19 protein-coding genes are annotated in these 23255 nt (G+C 69.5%); 11 read left to right on the forward strand and 8 right to left on the reverse strand.

What is annotated here, in order from left to right; all coding sequences use genetic code 11:
• Positions 1-48: 48 nt before the first annotated feature.
• The gene (locus tag AC0KUR_RS06540; protein WP_034189317.1) at positions 49-1452 is read right to left on the reverse strand and encodes an HdeD family acid-resistance protein; all 1404 of its coding nucleotides are present in this window, start codon (positions 1450-1452) and stop codon (positions 49-51) included.
• Positions 1453-1792: 340 nt separating this feature from the next.
• On the opposite strand from AC0KUR_RS06540, the gene AC0KUR_RS06545 reads away from it, so the two are divergent.
• From AC0KUR_RS06545 to AC0KUR_RS06575, 7 genes are all read left to right on the forward strand, one after another.
• A complete protein-coding gene (locus AC0KUR_RS06545; RefSeq protein ID WP_473375571.1) occupies positions 1793-2431 on the forward strand; it encodes a hypothetical protein in 639 nt (212 codons plus the stop codon).
• A gap of 37 nt (positions 2432-2468) precedes the next feature.
• A complete protein-coding gene (locus AC0KUR_RS06550; RefSeq protein WP_473375572.1) occupies positions 2469-3026 on the forward strand; it encodes a helix-turn-helix domain-containing protein in 558 nt (185 codons plus the stop codon).
• Positions 3027-3107: 81 nt separating this feature from the next.
• On the forward strand, positions 3108-3689 hold the full coding sequence (locus AC0KUR_RS06555) for an HD domain-containing protein (protein WP_059556841.1): 582 nt from the start codon (positions 3108-3110) through the stop codon (positions 3687-3689).
• A gap of 55 nt (positions 3690-3744) precedes the next feature.
• Positions 3745-4473, forward strand: coding sequence for a class I SAM-dependent methyltransferase (locus tag AC0KUR_RS06560; protein WP_473375573.1), 729 nt, complete (start codon positions 3745-3747; stop codon positions 4471-4473).
• Positions 4474-4735: 262 nt separating this feature from the next.
• Positions 4736-5920, forward strand: a complete 1185-nt coding sequence (gene macA, locus AC0KUR_RS06565; protein ID WP_226252670.1) for a macrolide transporter subunit MacA — start codon at positions 4736-4738, stop codon at positions 5918-5920.
• 2 nt (positions 5921-5922) lie between these two features.
• Positions 5923-7968, forward strand: a complete 2046-nt coding sequence (locus tag AC0KUR_RS06570) for a MacB family efflux pump subunit (protein ID WP_473375574.1) — start codon at positions 5923-5925, stop codon at positions 7966-7968.
• 13 nt (positions 7969-7981) lie between these two features.
• A complete protein-coding gene (locus AC0KUR_RS06575; RefSeq protein WP_473375575.1) occupies positions 7982-9355 on the forward strand; it encodes an efflux transporter outer membrane subunit in 1374 nt (457 codons plus the stop codon).
• A 30-nt stretch (positions 9356-9385) separates the two neighbouring features.
• Here the strand turns inward: AC0KUR_RS06575 and AC0KUR_RS06580 are convergent, their stop codons facing one another.
• Positions 9386-10924: an MFS transporter gene (locus AC0KUR_RS06580; protein WP_473375576.1), complete on the reverse strand. Its 1539-nt coding sequence runs from the start codon at positions 10922-10924 to the stop codon at positions 9386-9388.
• A 178-nt stretch (positions 10925-11102) separates the two neighbouring features.
• On the opposite strand from AC0KUR_RS06580, the gene AC0KUR_RS06585 reads away from it, so the two are divergent.
• Positions 11103-12023, forward strand: a complete 921-nt coding sequence (locus tag AC0KUR_RS06585; protein WP_069706733.1) for a LysR family transcriptional regulator — start codon at positions 11103-11105, stop codon at positions 12021-12023.
• A gap of 43 nt (positions 12024-12066) precedes the next feature.
• On the opposite strand, the gene AC0KUR_RS06590 is transcribed toward AC0KUR_RS06585, so the two are convergent.
• The 6 genes from AC0KUR_RS06590 to AC0KUR_RS06615 all read right to left on the reverse strand — a co-directional run bounded on the left by AC0KUR_RS06590 (position 12067) and on the right by AC0KUR_RS06615 (position 19617).
• Positions 12067-13206, reverse strand: a complete 1140-nt coding sequence (locus AC0KUR_RS06590; protein ID WP_069706732.1) for an enoyl-CoA hydratase/isomerase family protein — start codon at positions 13204-13206, stop codon at positions 12067-12069.
• Positions 13203-13994: an enoyl-CoA hydratase gene (locus AC0KUR_RS06595; protein ID WP_049031013.1), complete on the reverse strand. Its 792-nt coding sequence runs from the start codon at positions 13992-13994 to the stop codon at positions 13203-13205. Before AC0KUR_RS06595 ends, AC0KUR_RS06590 begins: the two co-directional genes overlap by 4 nt.
• Positions 13994-14893 carry a 3-hydroxyisobutyrate dehydrogenase gene (gene mmsB, locus AC0KUR_RS06600; RefSeq protein WP_049031012.1) on the reverse strand — a complete coding sequence of 300 codons (900 nt, stop codon included), beginning with the start codon at positions 14891-14893 and terminating at the stop codon, positions 13994-13996. The genes AC0KUR_RS06595 and mmsB overlap by 1 nt, the downstream gene beginning before the upstream one ends.
• An 18-nt stretch (positions 14894-14911) precedes the next feature.
• Positions 14912-16441, reverse strand: coding sequence for a CoA-acylating methylmalonate-semialdehyde dehydrogenase (locus tag AC0KUR_RS06605; RefSeq protein ID WP_034189305.1), 1530 nt, complete (start codon positions 16439-16441; stop codon positions 14912-14914).
• A gap of 109 nt (positions 16442-16550) precedes the next feature.
• Positions 16551-18257 (reverse strand): AMP-binding protein, encoded by a 1707-nt coding sequence (locus AC0KUR_RS06610; RefSeq protein ID WP_473375577.1) that lies wholly within the window; start codon positions 18255-18257, stop codon positions 16551-16553.
• Between the two features lie 226 nt (positions 18258-18483).
• Positions 18484-19617 (reverse strand): acyl-CoA dehydrogenase family protein, encoded by a 1134-nt coding sequence (locus tag AC0KUR_RS06615; RefSeq protein ID WP_034189303.1) that lies wholly within the window; start codon positions 19615-19617, stop codon positions 18484-18486.
• A 137-nt stretch (positions 19618-19754) separates the two neighbouring features.
• Between AC0KUR_RS06615 and AC0KUR_RS06620 the strand changes: the two genes are divergently transcribed.
• The 3 genes from AC0KUR_RS06620 to AC0KUR_RS06630 all read left to right on the forward strand — a co-directional run bounded on the left by AC0KUR_RS06620 (position 19755) and on the right by AC0KUR_RS06630 (position 23240).
• Positions 19755-20789: an AraC family transcriptional regulator gene (locus AC0KUR_RS06620; protein ID WP_473375578.1), complete on the forward strand. Its 1035-nt coding sequence runs from the start codon at positions 19755-19757 to the stop codon at positions 20787-20789.
• Positions 20790-20910: 121 nt separating this feature from the next.
• Positions 20911-22470: an NfeD family protein gene (locus AC0KUR_RS06625; RefSeq protein ID WP_473375579.1), complete on the forward strand. Its 1560-nt coding sequence runs from the start codon at positions 20911-20913 to the stop codon at positions 22468-22470.
• The gene (locus tag AC0KUR_RS06630; protein WP_034186196.1) at positions 22467-23240 is read left to right on the forward strand and encodes a slipin family protein; all 774 of its coding nucleotides are present in this window, start codon (positions 22467-22469) and stop codon (positions 23238-23240) included. Before AC0KUR_RS06625 ends, AC0KUR_RS06630 begins: the two co-directional genes overlap by 4 nt.
• Positions 23241-23255: the final 15 nt, after the last annotated feature.

Raw genomic sequence — 23255 nt, forward strand, 5'->3', positions numbered from 1 at the left:
GCGGTGGCGACCCAAGTGACGCCGGGCCCTCGTCCGGCGCCACGCGTTTCACTTCATCGACGCCGCCTCCGATCGGCCAGGCGACAGCGCCGCGCTGTCCTGCTCGCGCCACGCGCGGCGCGACGCCATGATCGCATTCACCGCCGAGCGCGCGACCTTCCACCACGCGAACGGCCGCGGATCGGCGAGCATGCTGAGCGCGCGCGCATAGTCGAGCGTGAGGCCGGGCGTCCACGCCATCGTCACCGCACGCTTGCGGATCTGCGCGGCCACCCACAGCTCCGGCGTCAGCAGCAGCCGCACGAACGCGCCCCACCCGGCCCGCGTCCCCTTCAGTCGCCACACCGCGCCGTCGAGCGCGGCTTCGAGCGCATTCGATACCGTGCTCGAGCAGTTGCGGTGCGTGAGGTTGTACGTGACGTTCTGCCGATACGACGACCAGAAGGCTTCGAGCTTCGCCGGATCGTAGTTGCGGATGCGTACGCGCACGGTCGACGGGCACCACGCTTTCGACTCCGTCGCATAGTCGGGCTGGAACAGGCCCGGCACGTCGTTCTCGCGCGTCGCGCGCAGAATGCGCGTGAATTCGTCCGGAGAACGATCGATTTCGACGCCCGGGTACAGGCTGATGTAGATGCCTTCGGGCGACTCCAGCGCCGCGTGCCCGGTCGAGATCACGCCGTTGACGTCCACCGCCGCGATGTAGCGGTCGATCACCGGATAACGCTGCGCTTCGGCCTTCGACGTGCCGGTCGGCGTCCACACGTGCACGGTGAGCGCGTGCTCGCCGTCGGCCGGCGGGCCGTCCCATTCGGCTTGCGCGAACCGCGGCTGCTCGCGCGCATCGTCGAGATCGGGTACGAGCGCCGGCGCGGGCGACGTCGCGAACGCGGGATTGCGCGTCAGGCGCCGCACGCGCGCGGCGAGGCTCAGCATGTGCATTCCGCCGAACATCAGCAGCAGGCCGAGGCAGTACGGCACGGTGCCGACGTAATGCGTCGGGTACGGCTGGAAGAAGAAGACCGCCAGCAGGATCTCGACAATGCCCCACGCGAAGGCGACGTTCCAGCGCCGGTAGCGCACCATCCACGCGGACGTGCACTGCAGCAGCCCGTCGACGAGGAACAGCGTGCCGAAGATCATCGACAGCAGGAAGTGGCCGTGGTGATGGCCGGCGAACACGAGCCCCGCGGCCACGACCACCACGATACCCTTCACGTAGCGCAGGATGCGCTGCCCGCCGACGCCGCTGCCGGCCATGGCGAGCGTCGCGAGTCCCTCGATCAGGAACAGCCACGCGAACAGCTCGATCGGGAAATGCAGCGCGCCGTCGAGCGCGTCGACGAAGATCCCGACGCCTGCCGCGACCCACACCCAGCCGAGCACGGTCAGCCCGCGCCAGCGGGTTCGCAGATATTCGATGCCCAGCAGCAGCAATACCAGTCGTACCATCGCGCCCTCGTGTCATTTTTCGGGATACGCGCGGCCTCGCGTGCCCTGTCATGTCGACCACGCGCCGTGCGACGCGGCGGCCGAAAGTCGGTCATCGTTGCCGGCGCGTCGTGCCGTTGACATCACCGACGGCGGCCGGCATGCGCCGCTCTCGCCGAATAATAAGATATGGCGGAGCCGGTTGAAAGCCTGGCGAAAACGTTTTCGGCGGGGCACGAAGCGATCCGGCCGCCCGCTGCCATGACAGATTTCCCTTCGACAACCTGCCGCCGATACGCGAGAATCGCGCTTCCGAGGGCGCAAGCCACTGAACCGAACCGCACAGACGGGACAACAACAAATGAGCACATCGATCACGCGCCGGCGCCTGCTGGCCGCCGCCATGGCCGCGAGCAGCCTGGCGCTGTCAGGCTGTTTCACGCCGAAGCTGTACAAGGACGACGCATACAGCGAGTACGTCACCAGTTTCATGATCACCCAGGACGGCAAGAAGCTGGTCGTCCTCGGCACGCGCTACCATTACATCTTCGATCTGCCGGCCCAATTGCGGCCGGTGCTGCTGTCCGGCTACCGGAAATCGCTGCATACGACGTTTGCCGACTTTCACGCGAGCGGCGGCAGCATCACCGGCCACTACCGGATCGTGTTGCCGAAGGACGCGTCGGACGACGATCGGCAGGCTGCCCGTGCCGACGGCTTCACCGCCGCGCCGGCCGGTCTCGTGCTCGAAGGCGACATCGGCGGCAAGCGCTATTCGACGGAAGGTTTCGCCGAGCAGGACAAGGGCGCCGCGCAAGCGTTCAACGAGCAGTACCGGGTGTACATCCGGGAATCGCCGTCCGTCGTCGGCATGGGCCTGCGGATCCTCGCCACGCCGATCACGGTGGCCGCCGACGGCGTGCTCGTGCTGGGCGGCATCGTGCTCGTGCCGTTCGCGGCCATCGCGATCCAGGCAAACGGCGGCATCCGGATCATGTAACGGCGCGCGCGGCACGCGCCGCCACGGGAGCATCGTCATGACCGCCTCACCGCTTCACACGCCGCCGCTCGGCCCGCAACTCAAGCGCTGGCGCGCGCTGCACCGCGTCAAGCAAAGCCATGCGGCCGAACTGTTCGGCGTCGCGCAATCGACGATCTCGCGCTGGGAAGCCGGCCGCCAGCAGATGTCGCCCGACGAGCGCGCGACGGCCGAACGGCTGCTCGCCGCGCGTCTCGATTCCGCCGGCGACCACGCGCTCGCGCGGCTGATCGCGGGCAGCGCGGGCCGCCTGCATCTCGTGTGCGACCTCACGCATCGGCTGCTCGCCTGTTCATCGGCGCGCGCGGCCGAGTTCTCGCAGCCGCTTTCGATGCTGCTCGGCACGTCGCTGTGGCGCTATGCGACGCCGGAAATCGTCCGCATGGAGGCCGCGCTCGATCCGCTCGGCTGGCACGAGCGCGCGGGGCCGCCGAGCGTCGAGTTCGACACGGGCGCAAACGCATCGCGCGTCGTGCCGATCCGCGGCAGCCGGTGCCGGTGGACGCGCATGACGCTGTCGGACGGCTCGGCCGCGCGACTCGTCGAGACGCTTTAGCGCGCGCCGCGCATATTTCATGCGTGGACGAACCGCGATCGGGCGGCGTACGCTGGACGGCTCATCGCAAGGACGCCGACCATGAACCCCGATACGATCCGCGCACGGCTCGATTTCCTGCGCGAAGCCGAACGCCTGAAGGACGTGCTGCGTAGCGGCCACACGTCGAACGGTCGCCCCGAAAGCACGGCCGAGCACAGCTGGCGGCTGTGCCTGATGGCGCTCGTGTTCGCCGATGCGCTGCCCGGCATCGACATGCTGAAGCTGCTGAAGCTGTGCATCGTCCACGATCTCGGCGAGGCGCTGCACGGCGACATCCCCGCGATCGAGCAGGCCGCGCATCCCGACAAGAGCGTGCACGAACGCGATGACCTTCTGACACTGGCCGGGTCGCTCGACAATGCGCAGCGCGACGCGATCGTCGCGCTGTGGGACGAATACGAAGCGGCCGCATCGCCGGAAGCGCGCGCGGCGAAGGCGCTCGACAAGCTCGAGACGATCCTGCAGCACAACCAGGGCAGCAATCCGCCCGATTTCGACTACGCGTTCAATCTCGGCTACGGCCGGCGCTACACCGACGCCGCGCCGCTGTTCAGCGCGATCCGCGAGATCGTCGATGCCGACACGCAGCGCAGGATCGACGCGGGCAGGCAGCACGCGTAAGCTCGCGGGTTCGGGCGCACCGCACCGCGTGCCCCGCTCGCACGAGGCGCGCCGCATGACGCAGAACATCTACGACGACCCGGCCTTCTTCAAAGGTTACAGCCGCCTGAACCGCTCGATTCACGGGCTCGACGGCGCGCCCGAATGGCCCGCGCTACGCGCGCTGCTGCCGGATCTGCGCGGCCGCCACGTGCTCGATCTCGGTTGCGGCTACGGCTGGTTCAGCCGCTGGGCGGCCGATCAGGGCGCGGCCGGCGTGCTCGGCGTCGACGTGTCCGAATGCATGCTCGAACGAGCGAACTCGACCGCCGCGCATCCGGCCATCACGTACCGCCGCGCCGACCTCGAAACGCTCGTACTGCCGGACGCCGCATTCGATCTTGCCTACAGCTCGCTCGCGTTCCACTACATTGCGCACCTCGACACGCTGCTGCGCACGATCCACCGCGCGCTCGTGCCGGGCGGGCGGCTCGTGTTTTCGATCGAGCATCCGGTCTATACGGCGCCGCGCCGGCCCGGCTTCGTCATCGACGCGCAGGGTAACCGCACCTGGCCGCTCGACGGCTACCAGCGTGAAGGCGAACGCGTGACCGACTGGCTCGCGCCGGGCGTCGTCAAGCAGCACCGCACGCTCGGCACGCTCGTGAACCTGCTGATCGGCTGCGGCTTCACGCTCGCGCATCTCGGCGAATGGGGGCCGACGCCCGAGCAGGTCGACGCGATGCCCGCGCTCGACGAGGAGCGCGACCGCCCAATGATGGCCATCGTCGCTGCACATCGGTAGCGCGAACGTCGGGTCGTTCACACATCGCCACAATCACGCGGCCTGGCCCCCTTGCGACACGGCGCTCGCACAATTCAGCACAATTTCCACACGATTCGGCGCGAATTCCTCGCTTACCATGGGCGCCTGATTCGGCCCGGCACGCCCGCGCGATGCGTACGCGGATGCCGTCGCGGGCGACATGCCCGGCATGCGACGCCGGCCGGATCGTCCCGCCCGGCCGCACGCATCGCCGGCACCGCTTCATCCTCGCAGTGTTCTCATGGCCCAGAAGACCCATTGCCGCCGGCGCATCGTGCTGGCTACCCTTGCCGTCGTCGCGATCGCCACCGGCGTCACGCTGAAAGCCTGCGCGCCCGACAAGCACCCGCAGTACCTGTCCGCGCCCGTCACGCGCGGCGATCTCGAGAACGCGGTGCTCGCGACCGGCGCGCTGCAGGCGTTCAGGCAGGTCGACGTCGGCGCACAGGTGTCGGGGCAGTTGAAGACGCTGAAGGTCAACCTCGGCGACAAGGTCGCGAAGGGTCAGTGGCTCGCCGAGATCGATCCAGTGATCTCGGAAAACGCGCTGCGCCAGGCGCGCGCCAGCGAAGAAAGCCTGCGCGCGCAGCAGCAATCGGCGGCCGCGCAGCTGACGCAAGCCGAACTCGCGTTCCGCCGCCAGCAGGCGATGCTGCCCGACGACGCGACGTCGCGCGAATCGTTCGAAGCCGCGAAGGCGACGCTCGACGTGCAGCGCGCGACCCTCGCGTCGCTCGCCGCGCAGATCCGTTCGGCCCGCATCCAGATCGAGACCGCGCAGGCCAACCTCGGCTACACGCGCATCGTCGCGCCGATCGACGGCCAGGTCGTCGCGATCGTCACGCAGGAAGGCCAGACCGTGATCGCGCAGCAGCAGGCGCCGGTGATTCTGAAACTCGCGAATCTCGACACGATGACCGTGAAGGCGCAGGTGTCGGAAGCCGACGTGATCCGCGTGAGCGCCGGCCAGACCGCGTATTTCACGAGCCTCGGCGAACCGGACAAGCGTCATTACGGCAAGCTGCGCGCGATCGAACCGGCGCCGCAGAACTACGCCGACGTACAAAGCCCGCTCGGCGGAGGCGGCGCGAAACCGAATGCCGCGGTGTTCTACAACGCGCTGTTCGACGTGCCGAATCCCGAGCACCGGCTGCGCATCGCGATGACCGCGCAGGTCAGCATCGTGCTCGGCAACGCGCGCAACGCGCTGAGCATCCCGGCCGCCGCACTCGGCGAGAAACGCAAGGACGGCACCTATGCGGTGCGCGTGCTGCGCGCCGACGGCAGCACGGACACGCGCAACATCCGCATCGGCATCAACAACAACGTGCGCGTCGAAGTGCTGGCCGGCCTGAAGGACGGCGAGCGCGTGGTGCTCGGCGAGGCCTCGGCGGACGACCACGCGCTGCTGTCGGACGCGGTGTGACGATGCGCCAGCCCCTGCTCAAACTCGCCGCCGTGACACGACGCTTTCCGGCCGGCGACAAGGACGTCGTCGTCCTGAACAACGTGAACCTGTCGATCGACGCGGGCGAGATCGTCGCGATCGTCGGCGCGTCGGGCTCCGGCAAGTCGACGCTGATGAACATCCTCGGCTGCCTCGATCATCCGAGCGAAGGCACGTACACGGTCGGCGGGCGCGACACGCACATGCTCGACAGCGACGAGCTCGCGCAATTGCGCCGCGAGCACTTCGGCTTCGTGTTCCAGCGCTACCACCTGCTGCCGCACGCCGACGCGGTCGCGAACCTCGAAATGCCCGCGATCTATGCAGGCACCCCACGCGCGGCGCGGCACGCCCGCGCACGCGAACTGCTCGCCCGCCTCGGGCTCGCCGATCGCGCGCATCATCGCCCCGGGCAGTTGTCCGGTGGCCAGCAGCAGCGCGTGAGCATCGCGCGCGCGCTGATGAACGGCGGCCAGGTGATCCTCGCCGACGAGCCGACCGGCGCACTCGACACGAAAAGCGGCCAGGAGGTGCTCCGGATCCTGCACGAGCTGAACGCGCTCGGCCACACGATCGTGATCGTCACGCACGACAAGACCGTCGCGCGCCATGCGCGGCGCATCATCGAGATCAGCGACGGCGAGATCGTCGCCGACCGGCCGAACCGGCACTACGCGGAAGCGCTCGCCGAAGCCGGCATCGATACGGCCGAAGCCGCCGAAACCGCCACGGCTGCCGGCTCGTCGGCAGTCGATCGTCACGATACGGCCACGCCCGCCGACGCCGACGCGAACGCCGATACCGATCCCGCCCCGCGCTTCGCGGCCGGCACCGGCCGCTTCGCCGAGGCATGCCGGATGGCTTGGATCGCGCTCGTGTCGCACCGGCTGCGCACGCTGCTGACGATGCTCGGCATCATCATCGGCATCACGTCGGTCGTGTCGATCGTCGCGATCGGCGAAGGCGCGAAGCGCTACATGCTCGACGAGATCGGCAGCATCGGCACCAACACGATCAACATCTATCCGGGCACCGACTGGGGCGACAGCCGCGCGGACACGATCCAGACGCTCGTGCCGGCCGACGTCGCCGCGCTCGCCGAGCAGCCGTACGTCGACAGCGCGACGCCCGAAACGTCGCGCACGCTGCTGCTGCGCTACCGCAACGTCGACGTCAACGCGCTCGTGAGCGGCGTCGGCGAGCGCTACTTTCAGGCGCGCGGGATGCGTTTCGCGCTCGGCGCCGCGTTCGACGACGACGCGGTGCGCCGCCAGGCGCAGGTCGCCGTGATCGACCAGAACACGCGCCGCAAGCTGTTCGGCGCGACGCGCAACCCGGTCGGCGACGTGATCCTGGTCGACAACGTGCCGTGCGTCGTGATCGGCGTGACGGCCGACAAGAAGAGCGCGTTCGGCAGCGTGAAGAGCCTGAACGTGTGGGTGCCGTACACGACCGCGAGCGGGCACCTGTTCGGCCAGCGTTATCTCGACAGCATCACCGTGCGCGTGCGCGACGGGCAGCCGAGCGCCGCCGCCGAGAAAAGCCTCGAGAAGCTGATGATCCAGCGCCACGGCCGCAAGGACTTCTTCACGTACAACATGGACAGCGTGGTCAAGACCGTCGAGAAGACCGGCCAGTCGCTGACGCTGCTGCTGTCGCTGATCGCCGTGATCTCGCTCGTCGTCGGCGGGATCGGCGTGATGAACATCATGCTGGTGTCGGTCACCGAACGCACGCGCGAGATCGGCATCCGGATGGCGGTCGGCGCGCGGCAATCCGACATCCTGCAGCAGTTCCTCGTCGAGGCCGTGCTCGTCTGCCTGCTCGGCGGCACGATCGGCATCGCGCTGTCGTTCGGGCTCGGCGCGCTGTTCTCGATGTTCGTCGTGCAGTGGAAGATGGTGTTCTCCGCCGGCGCGATCGTGACGGCGTTCGTGTGCTCGACGCTCACCGGTGTGATATTCGGGTTCATGCCCGCACGCAACGCGTCGCGGCTCGATCCGATCGATGCGCTCGCGCGCGATTGACGAAAGACCTGCCATGACGCATTCCTCACCGCTTCGCCGCCTCGGCGCATTCGCGTGCGCGGCCACGCTGCTCGCCGGGTGCGCGGGTGCGCGTCACGATCCGCTGCCGGCCGTCGCGATGCCCGCGCACTGGGCCGCGCCGGTCGCGGCGAACGCGCCGGCCACCACGCGCGACTGGTGGCGCAGCTTCAACGATCCGCAACTCGACGCGCTGATCGACGACGCGCTGCGCGCCAACAACGACCTCGCGATCGCGGCGATCCGCGTCTATCGTGCGCAGCTGCAGGCCGGTCTCGCCGATACGAACCTGACGCCCAACGTGACGGCCGGCGCGAACGGCACCGTGTCGCGCACGCTCGTTACGCACCGGACGAGCCGGTCGAGCGGCATCAACGGTTCGCTCAGCTATGAAATCGATCTGTGGGGCCGGCTGGCCGCGCTGCGCGACTCGGCGCGCTGGGAAGCCGATGCGACGGCCGCCGATCTCGAAGCCGCCCGGCTGTCGCTGATCGGCACGACCGCGTCGCTGTACTGGCAGCTCGGCTATCTGAACCGGCAGATCGCACTCGGCGACGCGAACATCGCGTATGCGGTGCGCACGCTCGCGCTCGTCCGGTCGCGACACGCCGCCGGCGCCGTGTCGGGGCTCGATCTCGCGCAGGCCGAACAGAGCCTCGCCGCGCAACGCGCCGCGCAGACGCAGCTGATCCAGCAACGCACCGAGAATCGCCACGCGCTCGCGATCCTGTTCGACCGGCCGCCGCAGCAGCTTGCGGCCGAACCGTCGGCGCTGCCCGACGCAGCGCCGCCCGAGGTCGCGGCCGGCCTGCCCGCGAGCCTGCTGGGCCGCCGCCCCGACCTGCGCGCCGCGGAATTCCGGTTGCGCGAGTCGCTTGCGCAGGTCGACGCGACGCGCACGAGCTTCTACCCGACCTTCACGCTGACCGGCAGCGCCGGCACGACGAGCACGAGCCTCGAGCGCGTGCTGACGAACCCAGTCGGCACGCTCGGGCTCGGCCTCGCGCTGCCGTTCATCCAGTGGAACACGATGCGGTTGCAGATCAAGGTGTCGAAGTCGCAGTACCAGGAGGCGGTGGTCGGATTCCGCCAGCGGCTCTACACGGCGCTCGCGGAAGTCGAGAATGCGCTGTCGGCACGCGTGCAGCTCGAACGCGAAGCCGGACAGCGCGCGCTGTCGCTCGAACAGGCGCAGCGCGCGGAACGGCTGGCCGCCGCGCGTTTCGCGGCGGGCGCGACCGCCGTGCAGCCGTGGCTCGACCAGCAGCAGGTGCTGAGGAGCGCGCAAGGCGCCGACGAACTGACGCGCCTGAACCGGCTCAACAACCAGATGACGCTGTACCGCGCGCTCGGCGGCGGGACGTCCTGAGCGGCGGCGCGGCGCCGCGCGCGGGCCGCGTCATTCGCATACCGCTGCCCGGCGCCGCGCGGGCGCGAACGCCACCGCGCTCGCGGTCGCGAGCACGGCAACACCGGCCGCGCCGTAGACCATCACCCAGCCGAAGCCGTGCACGAGCGCCGCATGCAGCGCCGCGCCGCTCGGGTCGGCCTGCGCGAGCGCGGGTGCGATCGCGTGCAGCCCGTCGGTGCGGCCCGACGCGATTTCCTGCGCGAGCCTGCGCAGCGCGGCATCGTCGATCGCGCCGGCCGCCCCGCCCTTCAGGCTCGCGACGATCCCCGCGACCAGCACGAAGCCCATCGCCGCGATGTTCAGCGCAAGCGAGATCATCCGCGCGCTCATGTCGATCCCCGACGCCATCCCGGCCCGCGAACTCGGCACCGCGCCCGTCGTCGTGTTCGTGACGGGCGTGTTCGTCAAGCCGAGCCCGATGCCGGCGATCACGCAGCCGGGCAGCATCGTCAGCCAGCTCGCATGCCCGGCCGCGCTGCCGAGCCGCATCAACGCGAAGCCGGCCGCGATCGTGAACAGGCCGCCCGGAATCACGACGCCCGGCCCGTAGCGCAGCGCGAGCCGCTCGCCGAACGGCGGCGCGACCAGCGTCGGCAGCGTGTACGCGAGCAACGCGAGGCCGGCCGTCACGCTGTCGTAGCCGAGCGCGACCTGGAACCAGATCGGCAGGTAGATCATGAACGGCCAGAAGCTGAAGTTCATCCCCATCGAGCCGAAGATCGCGCCGGTGAACGCGCGGATCCGGAACACCGAGAAGTCGAACATCGGCCGTGCGCTGGCGCGCTCCGCGACGACGAAACCGATCAGCGCGAGCACCGTGGCCCCGAGCACGCCGAGCCCGGCCGCGCTCGCAAGCCCGAGTGCCGCGCTCTGCGTGATGTAGAACGCAAGGCCGAGCACCGCGAGCGACAGCGTGACGATGCCCGCGACGTCGAGCGTGCCCGCATGCGGATCGCGCGACTCCCGCACCGCGCCGCCGATCAGCACGAGCGCGACGGCCGCGAGCGGCGCATGGACGAGGAACACCCACGGCCAGCTCGCCAGCGCGACGATCGAGCCGCCGACGATCGGCCCGAACCCGAGGCCGATCCCGAACACGATCCCCCAGATCCCGAATGCGCGGCCGCGCTCGCGGCCCTCGCGGAACTGGTGCGACAGCACGGCGATCTGGCAGATCAGCATCGCGCCGCCGCTCGCGCCCTGCAACAGCCGGCCCGCAACGAGCACCGGCACGTTCGGCGCGAGTCCGCACAGCAGCGACGTCGCGCCGAACAGCACGGTGCCGATCACGTACACGCGCTTGCGGCCGAACCGGTCGGCGAGCGTGCCGGCCGCCATCAGCACCGTCGTGCACGCGATCGTGTATGCGTTCATGATCCACTGCATGCCGTTGAAGTCGCCATGCAGCACGTGTTCGAGCGTCGGCAGGATCACCGGTACGCTCGAAATCTCGAGGCCGAACATCAGCGACGTGAGACAGACGGCCGCGAGTGCGACCGCGTTCCTGCGGGAGTCGGATCGTGTCATGCGTATTGCGCGGCGGCCCGGCGACAGGCCGCGCGCCTCCAGGTGAGTAGGATTCGCCGCGTGCGGCCGGCAACGCACGCTGGGCGGGAATCGGTACTATAGTGAGAATTTCCCTCCCCATTGACGCATGCATTTCCACGAACTGGGGAATTTCAGGAATCAATCACGGCAACTTGCGATGACCGACAGACTCGACGGCGTGACGACCTTCGTGCAGGTAGTGGAATCGGGCAGCTTCGCGCTCGCGGCGGAACGGCTCGACATGACGCGCTCGGCGGTCGGTAAGGCGATCGCGCGGCTCGAGAAGCGGCTCGGCGCGCGGCTGCTGCAGCGCACGACGCGCAGCCAGAGCCTGACCGACGACGGCCAGGCGTACTACGACCGCTGCGTGCGCGCGCTGGCGGAACTGGAAGCGGCGGAGGCCGATCTCGATTGCGGCCGCAACGAGGCGCGCGGCAAGTTGCGGCTGAGCGTGCCGCTCGCGTTCGGGCACCACTGCGTGACGCCGATCGTGCTAGATCTCGCACGCCATTACCCGCATCTGCGGATCGACGTGTCGATCACCGACCGGTTCGTCGATCTCGTCGAGGAAGGCATCGACCTCGCGGTCCGGATCGGCACGCTCGCGGACAGCACGAGCCTCGCGGTGCGGCGGCTCGGCACGCAATACGGCAGCCTCGGCGCCGCACCGTCGTATCTCGCGCGCCACGGGATGCCGAAGACGCTCGACGACCTGAAGCATCACCGGACGATCGCGTATTCACGCTCGGGCGTGGTTCAACCGTGGGACTTGCGCGCGCCGGACGGCTCGACGGTGCGGATCGACATGCCGCATCAACTGAGTTTCGACGACGTGCAGGCGATCGCCGCGGCCGGCGCATCGGGGTTCGGCATCGCGTGGGTGCCGAGCTGGCTGCTCGACCATTACGTGAAGCGCGGCGAGATGGTGGTCGTGCTCGATCGCTGCTTCGTCTGCGAAGGCGACATTCACGCGATCTGGCCGAAGACGCGCTACCTGCCGCGCAAGACGCGCTGCGTGATCGACGCGCTCGCGCAGGCGATTCCGCCGATGATCGAGCGCCCCGACGAACTGCGATGAGACCGGGGGGAACCGGCGCGCCGCCGCGCGGCGCGCCGGGGCATCACGCCGCGCCGAGATCCGCGAGCGGATGCGCGAACAGCTTCCACGGCGATGTCAGGAAATGCCGCACGCGTTCGGCGCGCACCTCCACCAGCGACGCGGGCGCCCAGCGCGGCTTGCGATCCTTGTCGACCAGATGCGCGCGCACGCCTTCGCAGAAATCGCCCTCCTCGATCGCGCGCGCCACGATACCGAGCTCCATCCGGAACGATTCGGCGAGCGTCATCTGCCGGCCGCGCAGCAGCGCCTCGCGTGTCACCGAAAGCATCGTCGGCGAATGGCTCGCGAGCGCGTCGAGCGTCGCCTGCAGCCATTGACGGTGCTCGCGCGACAGTTCCTCGCGCGCCAGCTCCTGCGTGAGCGTCGCGACGATCCGCTCGACGGTCGAGCGCTTGTCGAAGTGACGGACGATCCACGGCATCTGGCTGTCGAGCGCCGCATGCGGCACCACGTTGCACGGCGGCTCGAACACCTTGCGCAGCAGCGGCAGCGCGTCGCCGTCCCACCTGACGCTTTCGATGCGCGTCTCGAACGTGTCGAGCCATGCGGACGGCACGCACAAGTCCGCGAGCTTCGCGCTCAGCGCGTCGGCGCCCGACAGCATCGCGCCGGTCAGCCCGACGTACAGCTCGAGTTCGACCGGCATGCGCGCCAGGAAATGCGTCGCGCCGACGTCGGGCACGAGGCCGATGCGCGTTTCCGGCATCGCGATCTTGCTGCGCTCGGTCGCGACACGCAGCGCCGCACCTTGCGCGAGCCCCATGCCGCCGCCCATCGTCACGCCGTCCATCAGCGCGACGACCGGCTTCGGGAACGTGTGGATCGCATGGTCGAGCCGGTATTCGTCGACGAAGAACGGCAGCCAGGTCTCGCGCTGCGCGACCATCCGGTACAGCGCACGCACGTCGCCGCCCGCGCAGAAGCCCTTCTCGCCCGCGCCGCGCAGCACGACCGCGACGATCTGGTCGTCGTGGCGGCAGCGCTCGAACAACGCGGCCAGCTCGCCGATCATCGCGTACGACAGCGCGTTGAGCGCGGCCGGACGGTTCAGCGTGATCAGCGCCACGCGGTTCACCACGCGGAACAGCACCTCGGGCGCGTGCTCCGCGAACGCGTCGTGATTCGTCACCGGCGTGCTCATCGTTGCGGCTCTCCGTCGGTGTGCCATTGCGGCGCGCGCTTGCCGAGGAACGCAGCGACGCCTTCGCGCGGATCGGCCGTGTCGAACAGGTCGACGAAGCGTTCGCGCTCGACCGCGAGCGCCGCGCCGCGCGGCACGCCACGGCGCGCGAGGCCGATCAGCTCCTTGCTGTACGCGACCGCGTGCGGGCTCTGCCGCGCGACGTTGCGCGCGAGCGCCAGCGCCGCGTCGCGCGCGGCGCCGCTGTCGACCACGTCCTCGACGAGGCCGATCCGCAGCGCCGTCGCCGCGTCGACGCGCGCGCCGGTCAGGATGATCTTCTTCGCCCAGCCTTCGCCGACGAGCCAGGGCAGCGTCTGCGTGCCGAGCCCGCACGGCAGCAGGCCGACCGACGGTTCGGGCAACGCCATCTGCGCATGCGTCTCGGCGATCCGCAGGTCGCACGCGAGCGCGCATTCGAGCCCGCCGCCCATCGCGTAGCCGTTGATCGCCGCGATCGTCACGACGCGCGCGTCGTGCAGCGCCTCGAACGCCGCGCCGAAGCGCGCCGCCATCGCGCGCGCGACCGCGCGGTCGCCGTCGGCGAACGTGTTGAGGTCGGCGCCCGCGCTGAAGAACTTCGGCCCGTCGCCGGTGATCACCAGCGCGCGCACGCGCGGGTTCGCATTCAGTTCGGCGACGGTTGCCTGCAGTTGCTGCAGCCCGTCGGCGGTAAAGGCGTTCGCGGGCGGACGCTTGAGCGTCGCGCACGCGATCGCGCCGTCGTCGACGTAGTCCAGTTCGATCATCACGCGTCCTTCTTCGTTGCCGGTTGGTACAGGCGGATCACCGCCGAAAAATCGAGCTGGCCGTCGCCGCGGCTGCTCATCGTCTGGTACAGCTGCTGCGCGAGCGCGCCGAGATAGACGGGCTGGCGCGCCTGCTTCGCCGCGTCGTTCGCGAGCCCGAGATCCTTCAGCATCAGGTCGGTGCCGAAGCCGCCCGTGTAGCCGCGCGACGACGGCGCGGTCTCGATCACGCCCGGGTACGGGTTGTAGGTATCCGAGCTCCAGCAGCGGCCCGTCGACGTGTTGACGATGCCGGCCAGCACCTTCGGGTCGATGCCGAGCGCGACGCCGAGCGACATCGCCTCCGACACGGCCGCCATCGAGATGCCGAGCACGAGGTTGTTGCAGACCTTCGCGACCTGCCCCATGCCGGTCGCGCCGCAATGGACGATGTTCTTGCCCATGCCGGCGAGCACGGGCTTCACGCGCTCGAAATCCGCGTCGCTGCCGCCGACCATGAAGGTCAGCGTGCCGGCCGCCGCGCCGCCGGTGCCGCCCGACACCGGCGCATCGACGAACGCGCCGCCGTGCTCGCGCACCAGCGCGCCGAACGCCTGCGCGCTGGCCGGGTCGATCGTGCTCGAATCGATCACGGTCGCGCCCGCGCCGAGGCCGGCCAGCACGCCGTTTTCGCCGGACAGCACCGACCGCACGTGCGGCGCGGCCGGCAGCATCGTGATCACGAACGTCGCGCCCGACGCCGCGTCGCGCGGCGACGCGGCCACCTGCGCGCCGGCGTCCTGCAACGCGCGCAACGCATCGGCGCTCAGGTCGAACGCATGCACGTCATGGCCGGCTTTCAGCAGGTTCAGCGCCATCGGCGCGCCCATGTGGCCGAGGCCGATAAATCCGATTTTCATGGTGGTATCCTCCGCCGCTCAGTGCAGCCGGATCGTCGTGTTCACCGGGCCGGCCGTCGCGTCGTCGTCGAACCAGCGCGCGGTGACCGTCTTGGTCTGCGTGTAGAACTGCACGACCTGCTTGCCGTACGGCCCGAGATCGCCGAGCTTCGAGCCGCGCGAACCGGTGAAGCTGAAGAACGGCACCGGCACCGGGATCGGGATGTTGATGCCGACCTGGCCGACGTCGATCTCGCTCTGGAACTTGCGCGCGGCCGCGCCGCTCTGCGTGAAGATGCCCACGCCGTTGCCCATCGGATTCGCGTTGACGAGCGCGATCGCGTCGTCGAGCGTGTCGACTTCCATCACGACCAGCACCGGCCCGAAGATTTCATGGGTGTAGACCGTCATGTCGGTCGTCACGCCGGAGAAGATCGTCGGCCCGATGAAGTTGCCTTCCTCGAAGCCCGCGACCTTCACGCCGCGGCCGTCGAGTTCGAGCTTCGCGCCCTCCTTCACGCCCGCCTCGATCAGCGACAGGATGCGCGCCTTCGCGCCGCGCGACACGACCGGGCCGACGTCGGTGCCCGCTTCCGCGCCCGCGTTGACCTTCAGCGTCTTCGCCTTCGCGACGAGATCGGGCAGCCAGTCGCGTGCCTTGCCGACGAGCACCGCGACCGACGTCGCCATGCAGCGCTGGCCGGCCGCACCGAAACCGGCACCGACGAGCGCGTTGAGCGTCTGCTCGCGATTCGCGTCGGGCAGCACGATCGCATGGTTCTTCGCGCCCATCATCGATTGCACGCGCTTGCCGTGCGCGCTGCCGAGGTTGTACACGTGCGTGCCGACCGCCGTCGAGCCGACGAACGAGATCGCCTTCACGAGCGGATGCGTGCAGATCGCGTCGACGACTTCCTTGCCGCCGTGCACGACGTTCAGCACGCCTTTCGGTACGCCGGCCTCGATCGCGAGCTCGACCAGTTCCATCGTCGACATCGGGTCCTGTTCCGACGGTTTCAGCACGAACGTATTGCCGCAGACGATCGCCATCGGGAACATCCACAGCGGAATCATCGCGGGGAAGTTGAACGGCGTGATGCCCGCGCACACGCCGAGCGGCTGGCGCAGCGTGTAGGTGTCGACGCCGCCCGCGACGTTCTCCGCGAATTCGCCGAGCTGCAGCGTGCCGATCGAGCACGCATGCTCGACGACTTCGAGGCCGCGGAAGATGTCGCCTTCGGCGTCGGGGATCGTCTTGCCCTGCTCGGCCGTCAGCGTCCTCGCGATGCGCTGCTGGTTCGCGCGCACGAGATCCTGGAACTTCAGCATGATGCGCATGCGCGCGGAGATCGGCGTGTTCTTCCACGTCGCATACGCGGCGTGCGCGGCCTGCACGGCCGCATCGACTTCCGCGACGGTCGCGAACGGCACGCGCGCGAGCACCTGCTGCGTCGCCGGGTTGACGATGTCGCGCCACTCGTTCGTGGCGGACTCGACGAAGGCGCCGTCGATCAGCAGCTTGACCGTCGGCACGTCTTGCCCCGTACGGGGCGTCGGATTCGCATTCATCGATCCTCTCTCCTTGCAGAGGGCCGCGAAGCGGCGTTCCGCCGCGCGGCCGGTTCAGTTCGGCGGCGGGCAACGGCCGCGACATGCGGCACGTGAGGCCCGCAGCCGGTCATTTCAGTTCGGCGGCGAAATCCTCTTCCCAGTATTCGCCGGGCATGCGCGCGGTCGCGTCGTCGCCGCGCTCGATTTCGCGGCGGCGCAGCTCGACGCGGCGGATCTTCCCCGAGATCGTCTTCGGCAGCTCCGCGAACTGCAGACGGCGGATGCGCTTGTACGGCGCGAGCTTCTCGCGCGAGAAGCGGAAGATCTCCAGCGCGAGCGCCGGGCTTTCCTCGTAGCCCTGCCGCAACGTGATGAACGTCTTCGGCACCGACAGCCGTACGGGGTCGGGGCTCGGCACGACGGCCGCCTCGGCGATCGCCGGATGCTCGATCAGCACGCTCTCGAGCTCGAACGGGCTCAGCCGGTAGTCGGACGACTTGAACACGTCGTCCGCGCGGCCGATGTAGACGTAGTAACCGTCGTCGCGGCGCATCGCGATGTCCGACGTGCGGTAATGGCCGTCGCGCACCGCGTGGGCCGTCGCGTCCGGGTTGTTCGCATAACCTTTCATCAGCCCGACCGGGCGCGTGACGTCGGCGCCGATCGGCAGCGCGACTTCGCCTTCGGTCACCGGCGCGCCGTCCGGATCGAGCAGCGCGATCCGGTAGCCGGGCAGCGGCCGGCCCATCGAGCCCGCGACGACCGGCTGGCCCGGCGAGTTGCCGATCAGGCAGGTCGTCTCGGTCTGGCCGTAACCGTCGCGGATCGAGATGTTCCATGCCTTCTTCACGCGCTCGATGATCTCGGGATTCAGCGGCTCGCCCGCGCCGACGATCTCGCGCAGCGTCACGTCGAACGACGTGAGCGGCTGCTGCACCAGCATGCGCCAGACGGTCGGCGGCGCGCACAGCGTCGTCACCCGGTATTTGACGAGCGCATCGAGCACGACCTTCGGCTCGAAGCGCGCGTAGTTGAACGCGAACACGCAGGCCTGCGCATTCCACGGCGCGAAGAAGCAGCTCCACGCATGCTTCGCCCAGCCCGGCGAGCTGATGTTCCAGTGGATGTCGCCCGGCTGCAGGCCGACCCAGTACATCGTCGACAGATGGCCGACCGGATAGGTGCGGTGCGTATGCTCGACGAGTTTCGGCTTCGACGTCGTGCCCGACGTGAAGTACAGCAGCATCGGATCGTTCGCGTGCGTGACGGCGTCCGGCTCGAATTCGGCGCTCGCCGCATAACCGTCGTTCATCGCGAGCCAGCCCGCGCGCGGCGCGCCGGCGACGATCTTCCGCGCGAGGCCGAGGTCCGGCTGTTCGAACTTGGCGGTTTCGTTCTCGTCGACGATCGCGAATTTCGCGCCGCCGATCCGCACGCGGTCGCGCACGTCGTCGGGCGACAGTTGCGTGGTGGCGGGCAGCACGATTGCGCCGAGCTTCATCGCGGCGAGCATCGCGTCCCACAGTTCGACACGGTTCGGCAGCATCAGCAGGATGCGATCGCCGCGCACGACGCCGATCGAGCGCAGCCAGTTCGCGATCCGCGACGAGCGCTCGGACATCTGCGCGAACGAATACGGATCGCCCGAGCCGGTCGCCGCGTCGACGATCCACAGCGCGGGCTGCGCGTTGCCGCGCGCCATCGGGTCGAAGTAGTCGAGCGCCCAGTTGAATGCATCGAGCACCGGCCACTCGAAATCGCGATACGCGGTTTCGTAGTCGGTGCGATGGCGCAGCAGAAAATCGCGTGCGTCCAGGAATGCCTGTACCGTCATCGTGTCGTCTCCTGTCGATCCGCGTCGACGCTTCAGCGCTTGCGTGGATCCCATGCCTCGCCGTCAACCGGTGCGCGCGCTGCAGCGCGTGCCCGGTTTCCTCTGTTGCGGCGCACGGTCACGTCGTTGCGTGCCGCGTTCACCGCGCTGCCCTCGTGCCCTGCCTGATTGCCTGTCGTATGCCGGCTCGCCGGTTCGCGTGGCGGCCGGCGGCGCGCATCGCCGCTCAAAGCTGCCGCGCGATCACCATCCGCTGCACTTCGCTGGTGCCTTCGTAGATCTGCGTGATGCGTGCATCGCGATAGTGACGCTCGACTTCGTAATCGACCAGGTAGCCGTAGCCGCCGTGAATCTGGATCGCATCCGAGCACACGCGCTCGGCCATCTCCGACGCGAACAGCTTCGCCTGCGACGCTTCCGACAGGCACGGCAAGCCGGCCGTGCGCAGCTTCGCCGCGTGGTGCACGAGCAGACGCGCGGCGTTGATCTGCACGGCCATGTCGGCGAGCTTCTGCTGGATCGCCTGATGCTCGGCGATCGGCTTGCCGAACTGCACGCGCTCGCCCGCATAGCGGCGCGCCTTGTCGAACGCGGCGCGCGCGATGCCGAGCGCCTGCGCGGCGATGCCGATGCGCCCGCCCTCGAGGTTCGACAGCGCGATCTTCAGCCCTTCGCCGCGGTTGCCGAGCAGGTTCTCTTCGGGAATCGCGCAATGCTCGAACGTGATCGGGCACGTATCCGATGCGCGGATGCCCAGCTTCTTCTCGGGTTTGCCGACGATGAAGCCCGGTGTGTCGGTCGGCACCAGGAATGCGGAAATGCCGCGCTTGCCGGCTTCCGGATCGGTCATGGCAAAAACGATCGCCACCCCGGCACGCTGGCCGTTGGTCACGAACTGCTTCGCGCCGTTCAGCACCCACTTGCCGTCGCGCAATTCCGCGCGGGTACGCAGGTTGTTCGCCTCGGAACCGGCGTGCGGCTCGGTCAGGCAGAACGCGCCGATCACGCGGCCGGCCGCCATGTCGGCCAGCCAGCGATCCTTCTGCGCCGGCGTGCCGAAACCGAGGATCGGCCCGCAGCCGACCGAGTTGTGCACGCTCATCATCGTCGCGCACGCGGCGTCGCCGGCGGCGACTTCCTCCATCGCCAGCGCGTAGGCCACGTAGTCCGTATACGAGCCGCCCAGTTCCTGCGGCACGATCATCCCGAGCAGCCCCAGCTCGCCGAGCTGCGCGACGATCGCGTCGGGCAGGTGCGCGTCGTGGTCCCACTGGGCCGCGTTCGGCGCCAGCCTCTCGGTGGCGAACGCGCGCGCGGCATCGCGGATCATCCGCTGGTCTTCGGTGTAAAGCTCGTCCATGGTGCTGCTGTCTCCCGCGGCCGCCGGGCGCGACCGTCCATGCGTTTCGATGCAACAAGTGTAGGCAAGCAGGCGCGACTGTTCGATGCTCGCGTCGCTCATTTACACTGAGCGTTTTTGCCACACCGGCGACACCGATGAAGCAGGAAGACAAGGGAACCGTCGCGATCAGCCTCGTCGCGTACAGCGTCGCGCTCGCCACGCGGCGCGGCGTCGCGGCCGAGCCGCTGCTCGCTCAGGCCGGCATCGCGCCCGCGCTGCTCGCGCAGCCGCGCGCACGCGTGACCGCGCAGCAGTACGGCGCGCTGTGGAACGCGATCGCGCGCACGATGGACGACGAGTTTTTCGGGCAGGATCGCCACCCGATGCGCAGCGGCAGCTTCATCGCGATGAGCCAGTCCGCCCTGTCCGCGCGCGACGGGCTGCATGCGATGGCGCGCGCGGTGAATTTCATGCACTGCGTGCTCGACGACCTGCACGCGGAGCTCGACGCGAACCCGCAGCGCGTGCGGCTGCGCTTCGTGCACCGCAACAACGGCGCGACGCCCGCGATGTTCACGTACGCGACCTATTTCATCATCGTGTACGGGCTGACCTGCTGGCTGATCGGGCGGCGCATTCCGCTGCTGCATGCGAGCTTCCGCTGCGACACGCCGCCCGCCGACCACGAATACCCGTCGATGTTCTGCGACGACATGCGGTTCAACGAGCCCGATTCGTATGTCGATTTCGATCCCGAATTCGCGACGCTGCCGGTCGTGCAGAACGCGAAGACGCTGAAAACCTTCCTGCGCAACGCACCGGCCAGCTTCATCGTCAAGTACCGCAACCCGAATGCGCTCGCGCAGCGCGTGCGCGCGGTGCTGCGCGGGATGCCGCCCGCCGCGTGGCCCGGCGCGGGCGGGATGGCCGCACGGCTGCACGTGGCCGAGGCCACGCTGCGCCGCAAGCTGCACCAGGAGGGCCAGGCCTACCAGTCGATCAAGGACACGCTGCGGCGCGACCTCGCGTTCGAGGCGCTGGCCGACCCCGCGCGCACGATCGCCGACGTCGCGGCCGCCACCGGTTTCGCGGAGCCCAGCGCGTTCTATCGCGCGTTTCGCAAATGGAGCGGCCGCAGCCCGGCCGACTACCGCGACGAAGTGCTCGCGCGCGGCGGCGGCGCGGTCTGAATCCGGCCGGCGCGGCCATGGCTTCGCGCTTTGCGCCGAAACCGCCTAATCTTTAAGCATCGGGCCCACGCCCATTCCGCGAGCCGGACGGCGCGCGGCCGCGCGCCGCCTGGACGCCCCGATGCGCTTTCACCGTCATGAGCCGCCGCCGGCGCCTGCCGCGCCCGACGGTCGGCCCCGTCACCCGCTGTCCGCGCGGGTCGCGCGCGCCGCGCTGTTCGCGGCGCTGCTCGTCGTATGTGCCGCGGTCGCCGCGCCGTCGCCCGTCGACGCGCCCGCCGCGCGCCCGGTCATCGTGATCCCCGTCAACGGCGCGATCGGCCCGGCCAGCGCCGATTTCATCGTGCGTGCGCTCGAGCGCGCCGCCCGCGAGCACGCGCCGCTCGCGATCCTGCAGCTCGACACGCCCGGCGGCCTCGATACGTCGATGCGGCAGATCATCAAGGCGATCCTCGGCTCGCCGGTGCCGGTCGCCGCGTTCGTCGCGCCGGGCGGCGCACGGGCCGCGAGCGCGGGCACCTACATCGTGTATGCGAGCCACTTCGCGGCGATGGCGCCCGGCACCAATCTCGGCGCGGCGTCGCCCGTGCAGTTCGGCATCGGCGGCGCCGCGCCGCCGGGCGGGAACCCTGCCGCGCCGCGGCCGACCGGCGCATCGGGCGCATCGGGCGCATCGGAGGCGTCGGCCACGGCGGCCGCGCTGCCGACCGATACGCAATCGACCGAAATCCGCAAGGCGATGCAGGACGCCTCCGCCTACATCCGCGGCCTCGCGCAGCTGCGCGGGCGCAATGCCGAATGGGCCGAGCGCGCGGTGCGCGAAGCCGTCAGCCTGTCGGCGAACGAGGCGCGCACGCAGCACGTGGTCGACCTGATCGCGCAGGATCCGGCCGATCTCGCGCGCCAGCTCGACGGCCACGGCGCGACGACCCCCGCCGGCACGGTGCGGCTCGCGACCGCGCATGCGCCGCTCGTCGTCGTCGAACCCGACTGGCGCAGCCGCTTCCTTGCGATCATCGCCGATCCGAACGTCGCGCTGATCCTGCTGACGATCGGCATCTACGGCCTGTTCTTCGAGTTCGCGAACCCCGGCTTCGTGCTGCCGGGCGTCGCCGGCACGATCTGCCTGCTGGTCGGGCTGTTCGCGATGCAGTTGCTGCCGATCAGCTATGCGGGCCTCGGCCTCGTGCTGCTCGGCCTCGGTTGCCTCGTCGCCGAGGCGTTCCTGCCGACCTTCGGCGTGCTCGGCTTCGGCGGAATCGTGTCGTTCACGATCGGCGCGCTGATGCTGATCGACACCGACGTGCCCGGCTACGGCATCCCGTGGCCCGTGATCGCGAGCCTCGCGCTCGGCGGCGGGCTGTTCGTCGCGGGCGCGTCGAGCGTCGCGCTGCGCGCGCGGCGGCGGCCGGTCGTGACGGGCGCCGAGGCGATGCTCGGCAGCGTCGGCGAAGTGCTCGACGACGGCCTTCATCCGGACCAGCCGCATGGCGCGGCCGGCACCGCGCCGTCCGCGGCGGGCTGGGCGCGCGTGCACGGCGAGCGCTGGCGCGTGGCGAGCAGCGCGCCGCTGGCCGCCGGCTGCCGCGTGCGCGTCACCGGCCGCCAGGGGCTGACGCTGACCGTCGCGCCGCTCTACGACATGCCTGCGCCGCCCCATCACCAGGGAGAACCTTCATGATCGGCTACACGTTCGGCTTCAGCGGCGTCCTGATCGTCTTCGTCGTCGTCCTCGTCGCGTCGTCCATCCGCATCTTCCGCGAGTACGAACGCGGCGTCGTGTTCATGCTCGGCCGGTTCTGGAAAGTGAAGGGGCCGGGGCTCGTGCTGATCATCCCGATCGTCCAGCAGGTCGTGCGGATCGACCTGCGCACCGTCGTGTTCGACGTGCCCCCGCAGGACGTGATCACGCGCGACAACGTGTCGGTGAAGGTCAACGCGGTCGTGTATTTCCGCGTCGTCGATCCGGAGAAGGCCGTGATCCAGGTCGCGCGCTTCTTCGAGGCGACGAGCCAGCTCGCGCAGACGACGCTGCGCGCGGTGCTCGGCAAGCACGAACTCGATGCGCTGCTCGCCGAGCGCGAGCAGCTGAACGCCGATATCCAGAAGACGCTCGACGCGCAGACCGATGCGTGGGGAATCAAGGTGTCGACGGTCGAGATCAAGCATGTCGACCTGAACGAGACGATGATCCGCGCGATCGCGCGGCAGGCCGAAGCCGAGCGCGAGCGGCGCGCGAAGGTGATTCACGCGGAAGGCGAACTGCAGGCGTCGGAGAAGCTGCTGCAGGCCGCGCAGCGGCTTGCATTGCAGCCGCAGGCGATGCAGCTGCGCTATCTGCAGACGCTCACGACGATCGCGGCGGACAAGAACTCGACGATCGTGTTTCCGTTGCCGATCGATCTGCTGGGGGCGTGGCTGGACCGCCTGGGCGCGCCGCGCGAGCGCTGAAACGCAGGCGGTGCG

The sequence above is a fragment of the Burkholderia sp. YHN3-13 genome, from assembly GCF_055810675.1.

What these genes read in the sequence shown, in the direction of transcription:
- AC0KUR_RS06540 (WP_034189317.1), bottom strand. Translation starts at nt 1,452, where the DNA reads ATGGTACGACTGGTATTGCTGCTGCTGGGCATCGAATATCTGCGAACC.
- AC0KUR_RS06545 (WP_473375571.1), top strand. Translation starts at nt 1,793, where the DNA reads ATGAGCACATCGATCACGCGCCGGCGCCTGCTGGCCGCCGCCATGGCC.
- AC0KUR_RS06550 (WP_473375572.1), top strand. Translation starts at nt 2,469, where the DNA reads ATGACCGCCTCACCGCTTCACACGCCGCCGCTCGGCCCGCAACTCAAG.
- AC0KUR_RS06555 (WP_059556841.1), top strand. Translation starts at nt 3,108, where the DNA reads ATGAACCCCGATACGATCCGCGCACGGCTCGATTTCCTGCGCGAAGCC.
- AC0KUR_RS06560 (WP_473375573.1), top strand. Translation starts at nt 3,745, where the DNA reads ATGACGCAGAACATCTACGACGACCCGGCCTTCTTCAAAGGTTACAGC.
- macA (WP_226252670.1), top strand. Translation starts at nt 4,736, where the DNA reads ATGGCCCAGAAGACCCATTGCCGCCGGCGCATCGTGCTGGCTACCCTT.
- AC0KUR_RS06570 (WP_473375574.1), top strand. Translation starts at nt 5,923, where the DNA reads ATGCGCCAGCCCCTGCTCAAACTCGCCGCCGTGACACGACGCTTTCCG.
- AC0KUR_RS06575 (WP_473375575.1), top strand. Translation starts at nt 7,982, where the DNA reads ATGACGCATTCCTCACCGCTTCGCCGCCTCGGCGCATTCGCGTGCGCG.
- AC0KUR_RS06580 (WP_473375576.1), bottom strand. Translation starts at nt 10,924, where the DNA reads ATGACACGATCCGACTCCCGCAGGAACGCGGTCGCACTCGCGGCCGTC.
- AC0KUR_RS06585 (WP_069706733.1), top strand. Translation starts at nt 11,103, where the DNA reads ATGACCGACAGACTCGACGGCGTGACGACCTTCGTGCAGGTAGTGGAA.
- AC0KUR_RS06590 (WP_069706732.1), bottom strand. Translation starts at nt 13,206, where the DNA reads ATGAGCACGCCGGTGACGAATCACGACGCGTTCGCGGAGCACGCGCCC.
- AC0KUR_RS06595 (WP_049031013.1), bottom strand. Translation starts at nt 13,994, where the DNA reads ATGATCGAACTGGACTACGTCGACGACGGCGCGATCGCGTGCGCGACG.
- mmsB (WP_049031012.1), bottom strand. Translation starts at nt 14,893, where the DNA reads ATGAAAATCGGATTTATCGGCCTCGGCCACATGGGCGCGCCGATGGCG.
- AC0KUR_RS06605 (WP_034189305.1), bottom strand. Translation starts at nt 16,441, where the DNA reads ATGAATGCGAATCCGACGCCCCGTACGGGGCAAGACGTGCCGACGGTC.
- AC0KUR_RS06610 (WP_473375577.1), bottom strand. Translation starts at nt 18,257, where the DNA reads ATGACGGTACAGGCATTCCTGGACGCACGCGATTTTCTGCTGCGCCAT.
- AC0KUR_RS06615 (WP_034189303.1), bottom strand. Translation starts at nt 19,617, where the DNA reads ATGGACGAGCTTTACACCGAAGACCAGCGGATGATCCGCGATGCCGCG.
- AC0KUR_RS06620 (WP_473375578.1), top strand. Translation starts at nt 19,755, where the DNA reads ATGAAGCAGGAAGACAAGGGAACCGTCGCGATCAGCCTCGTCGCGTAC.
- AC0KUR_RS06625 (WP_473375579.1), top strand. Translation starts at nt 20,911, where the DNA reads ATGCGCTTTCACCGTCATGAGCCGCCGCCGGCGCCTGCCGCGCCCGAC.
- AC0KUR_RS06630 (WP_034186196.1), top strand. Translation starts at nt 22,467, where the DNA reads ATGATCGGCTACACGTTCGGCTTCAGCGGCGTCCTGATCGTCTTCGTC.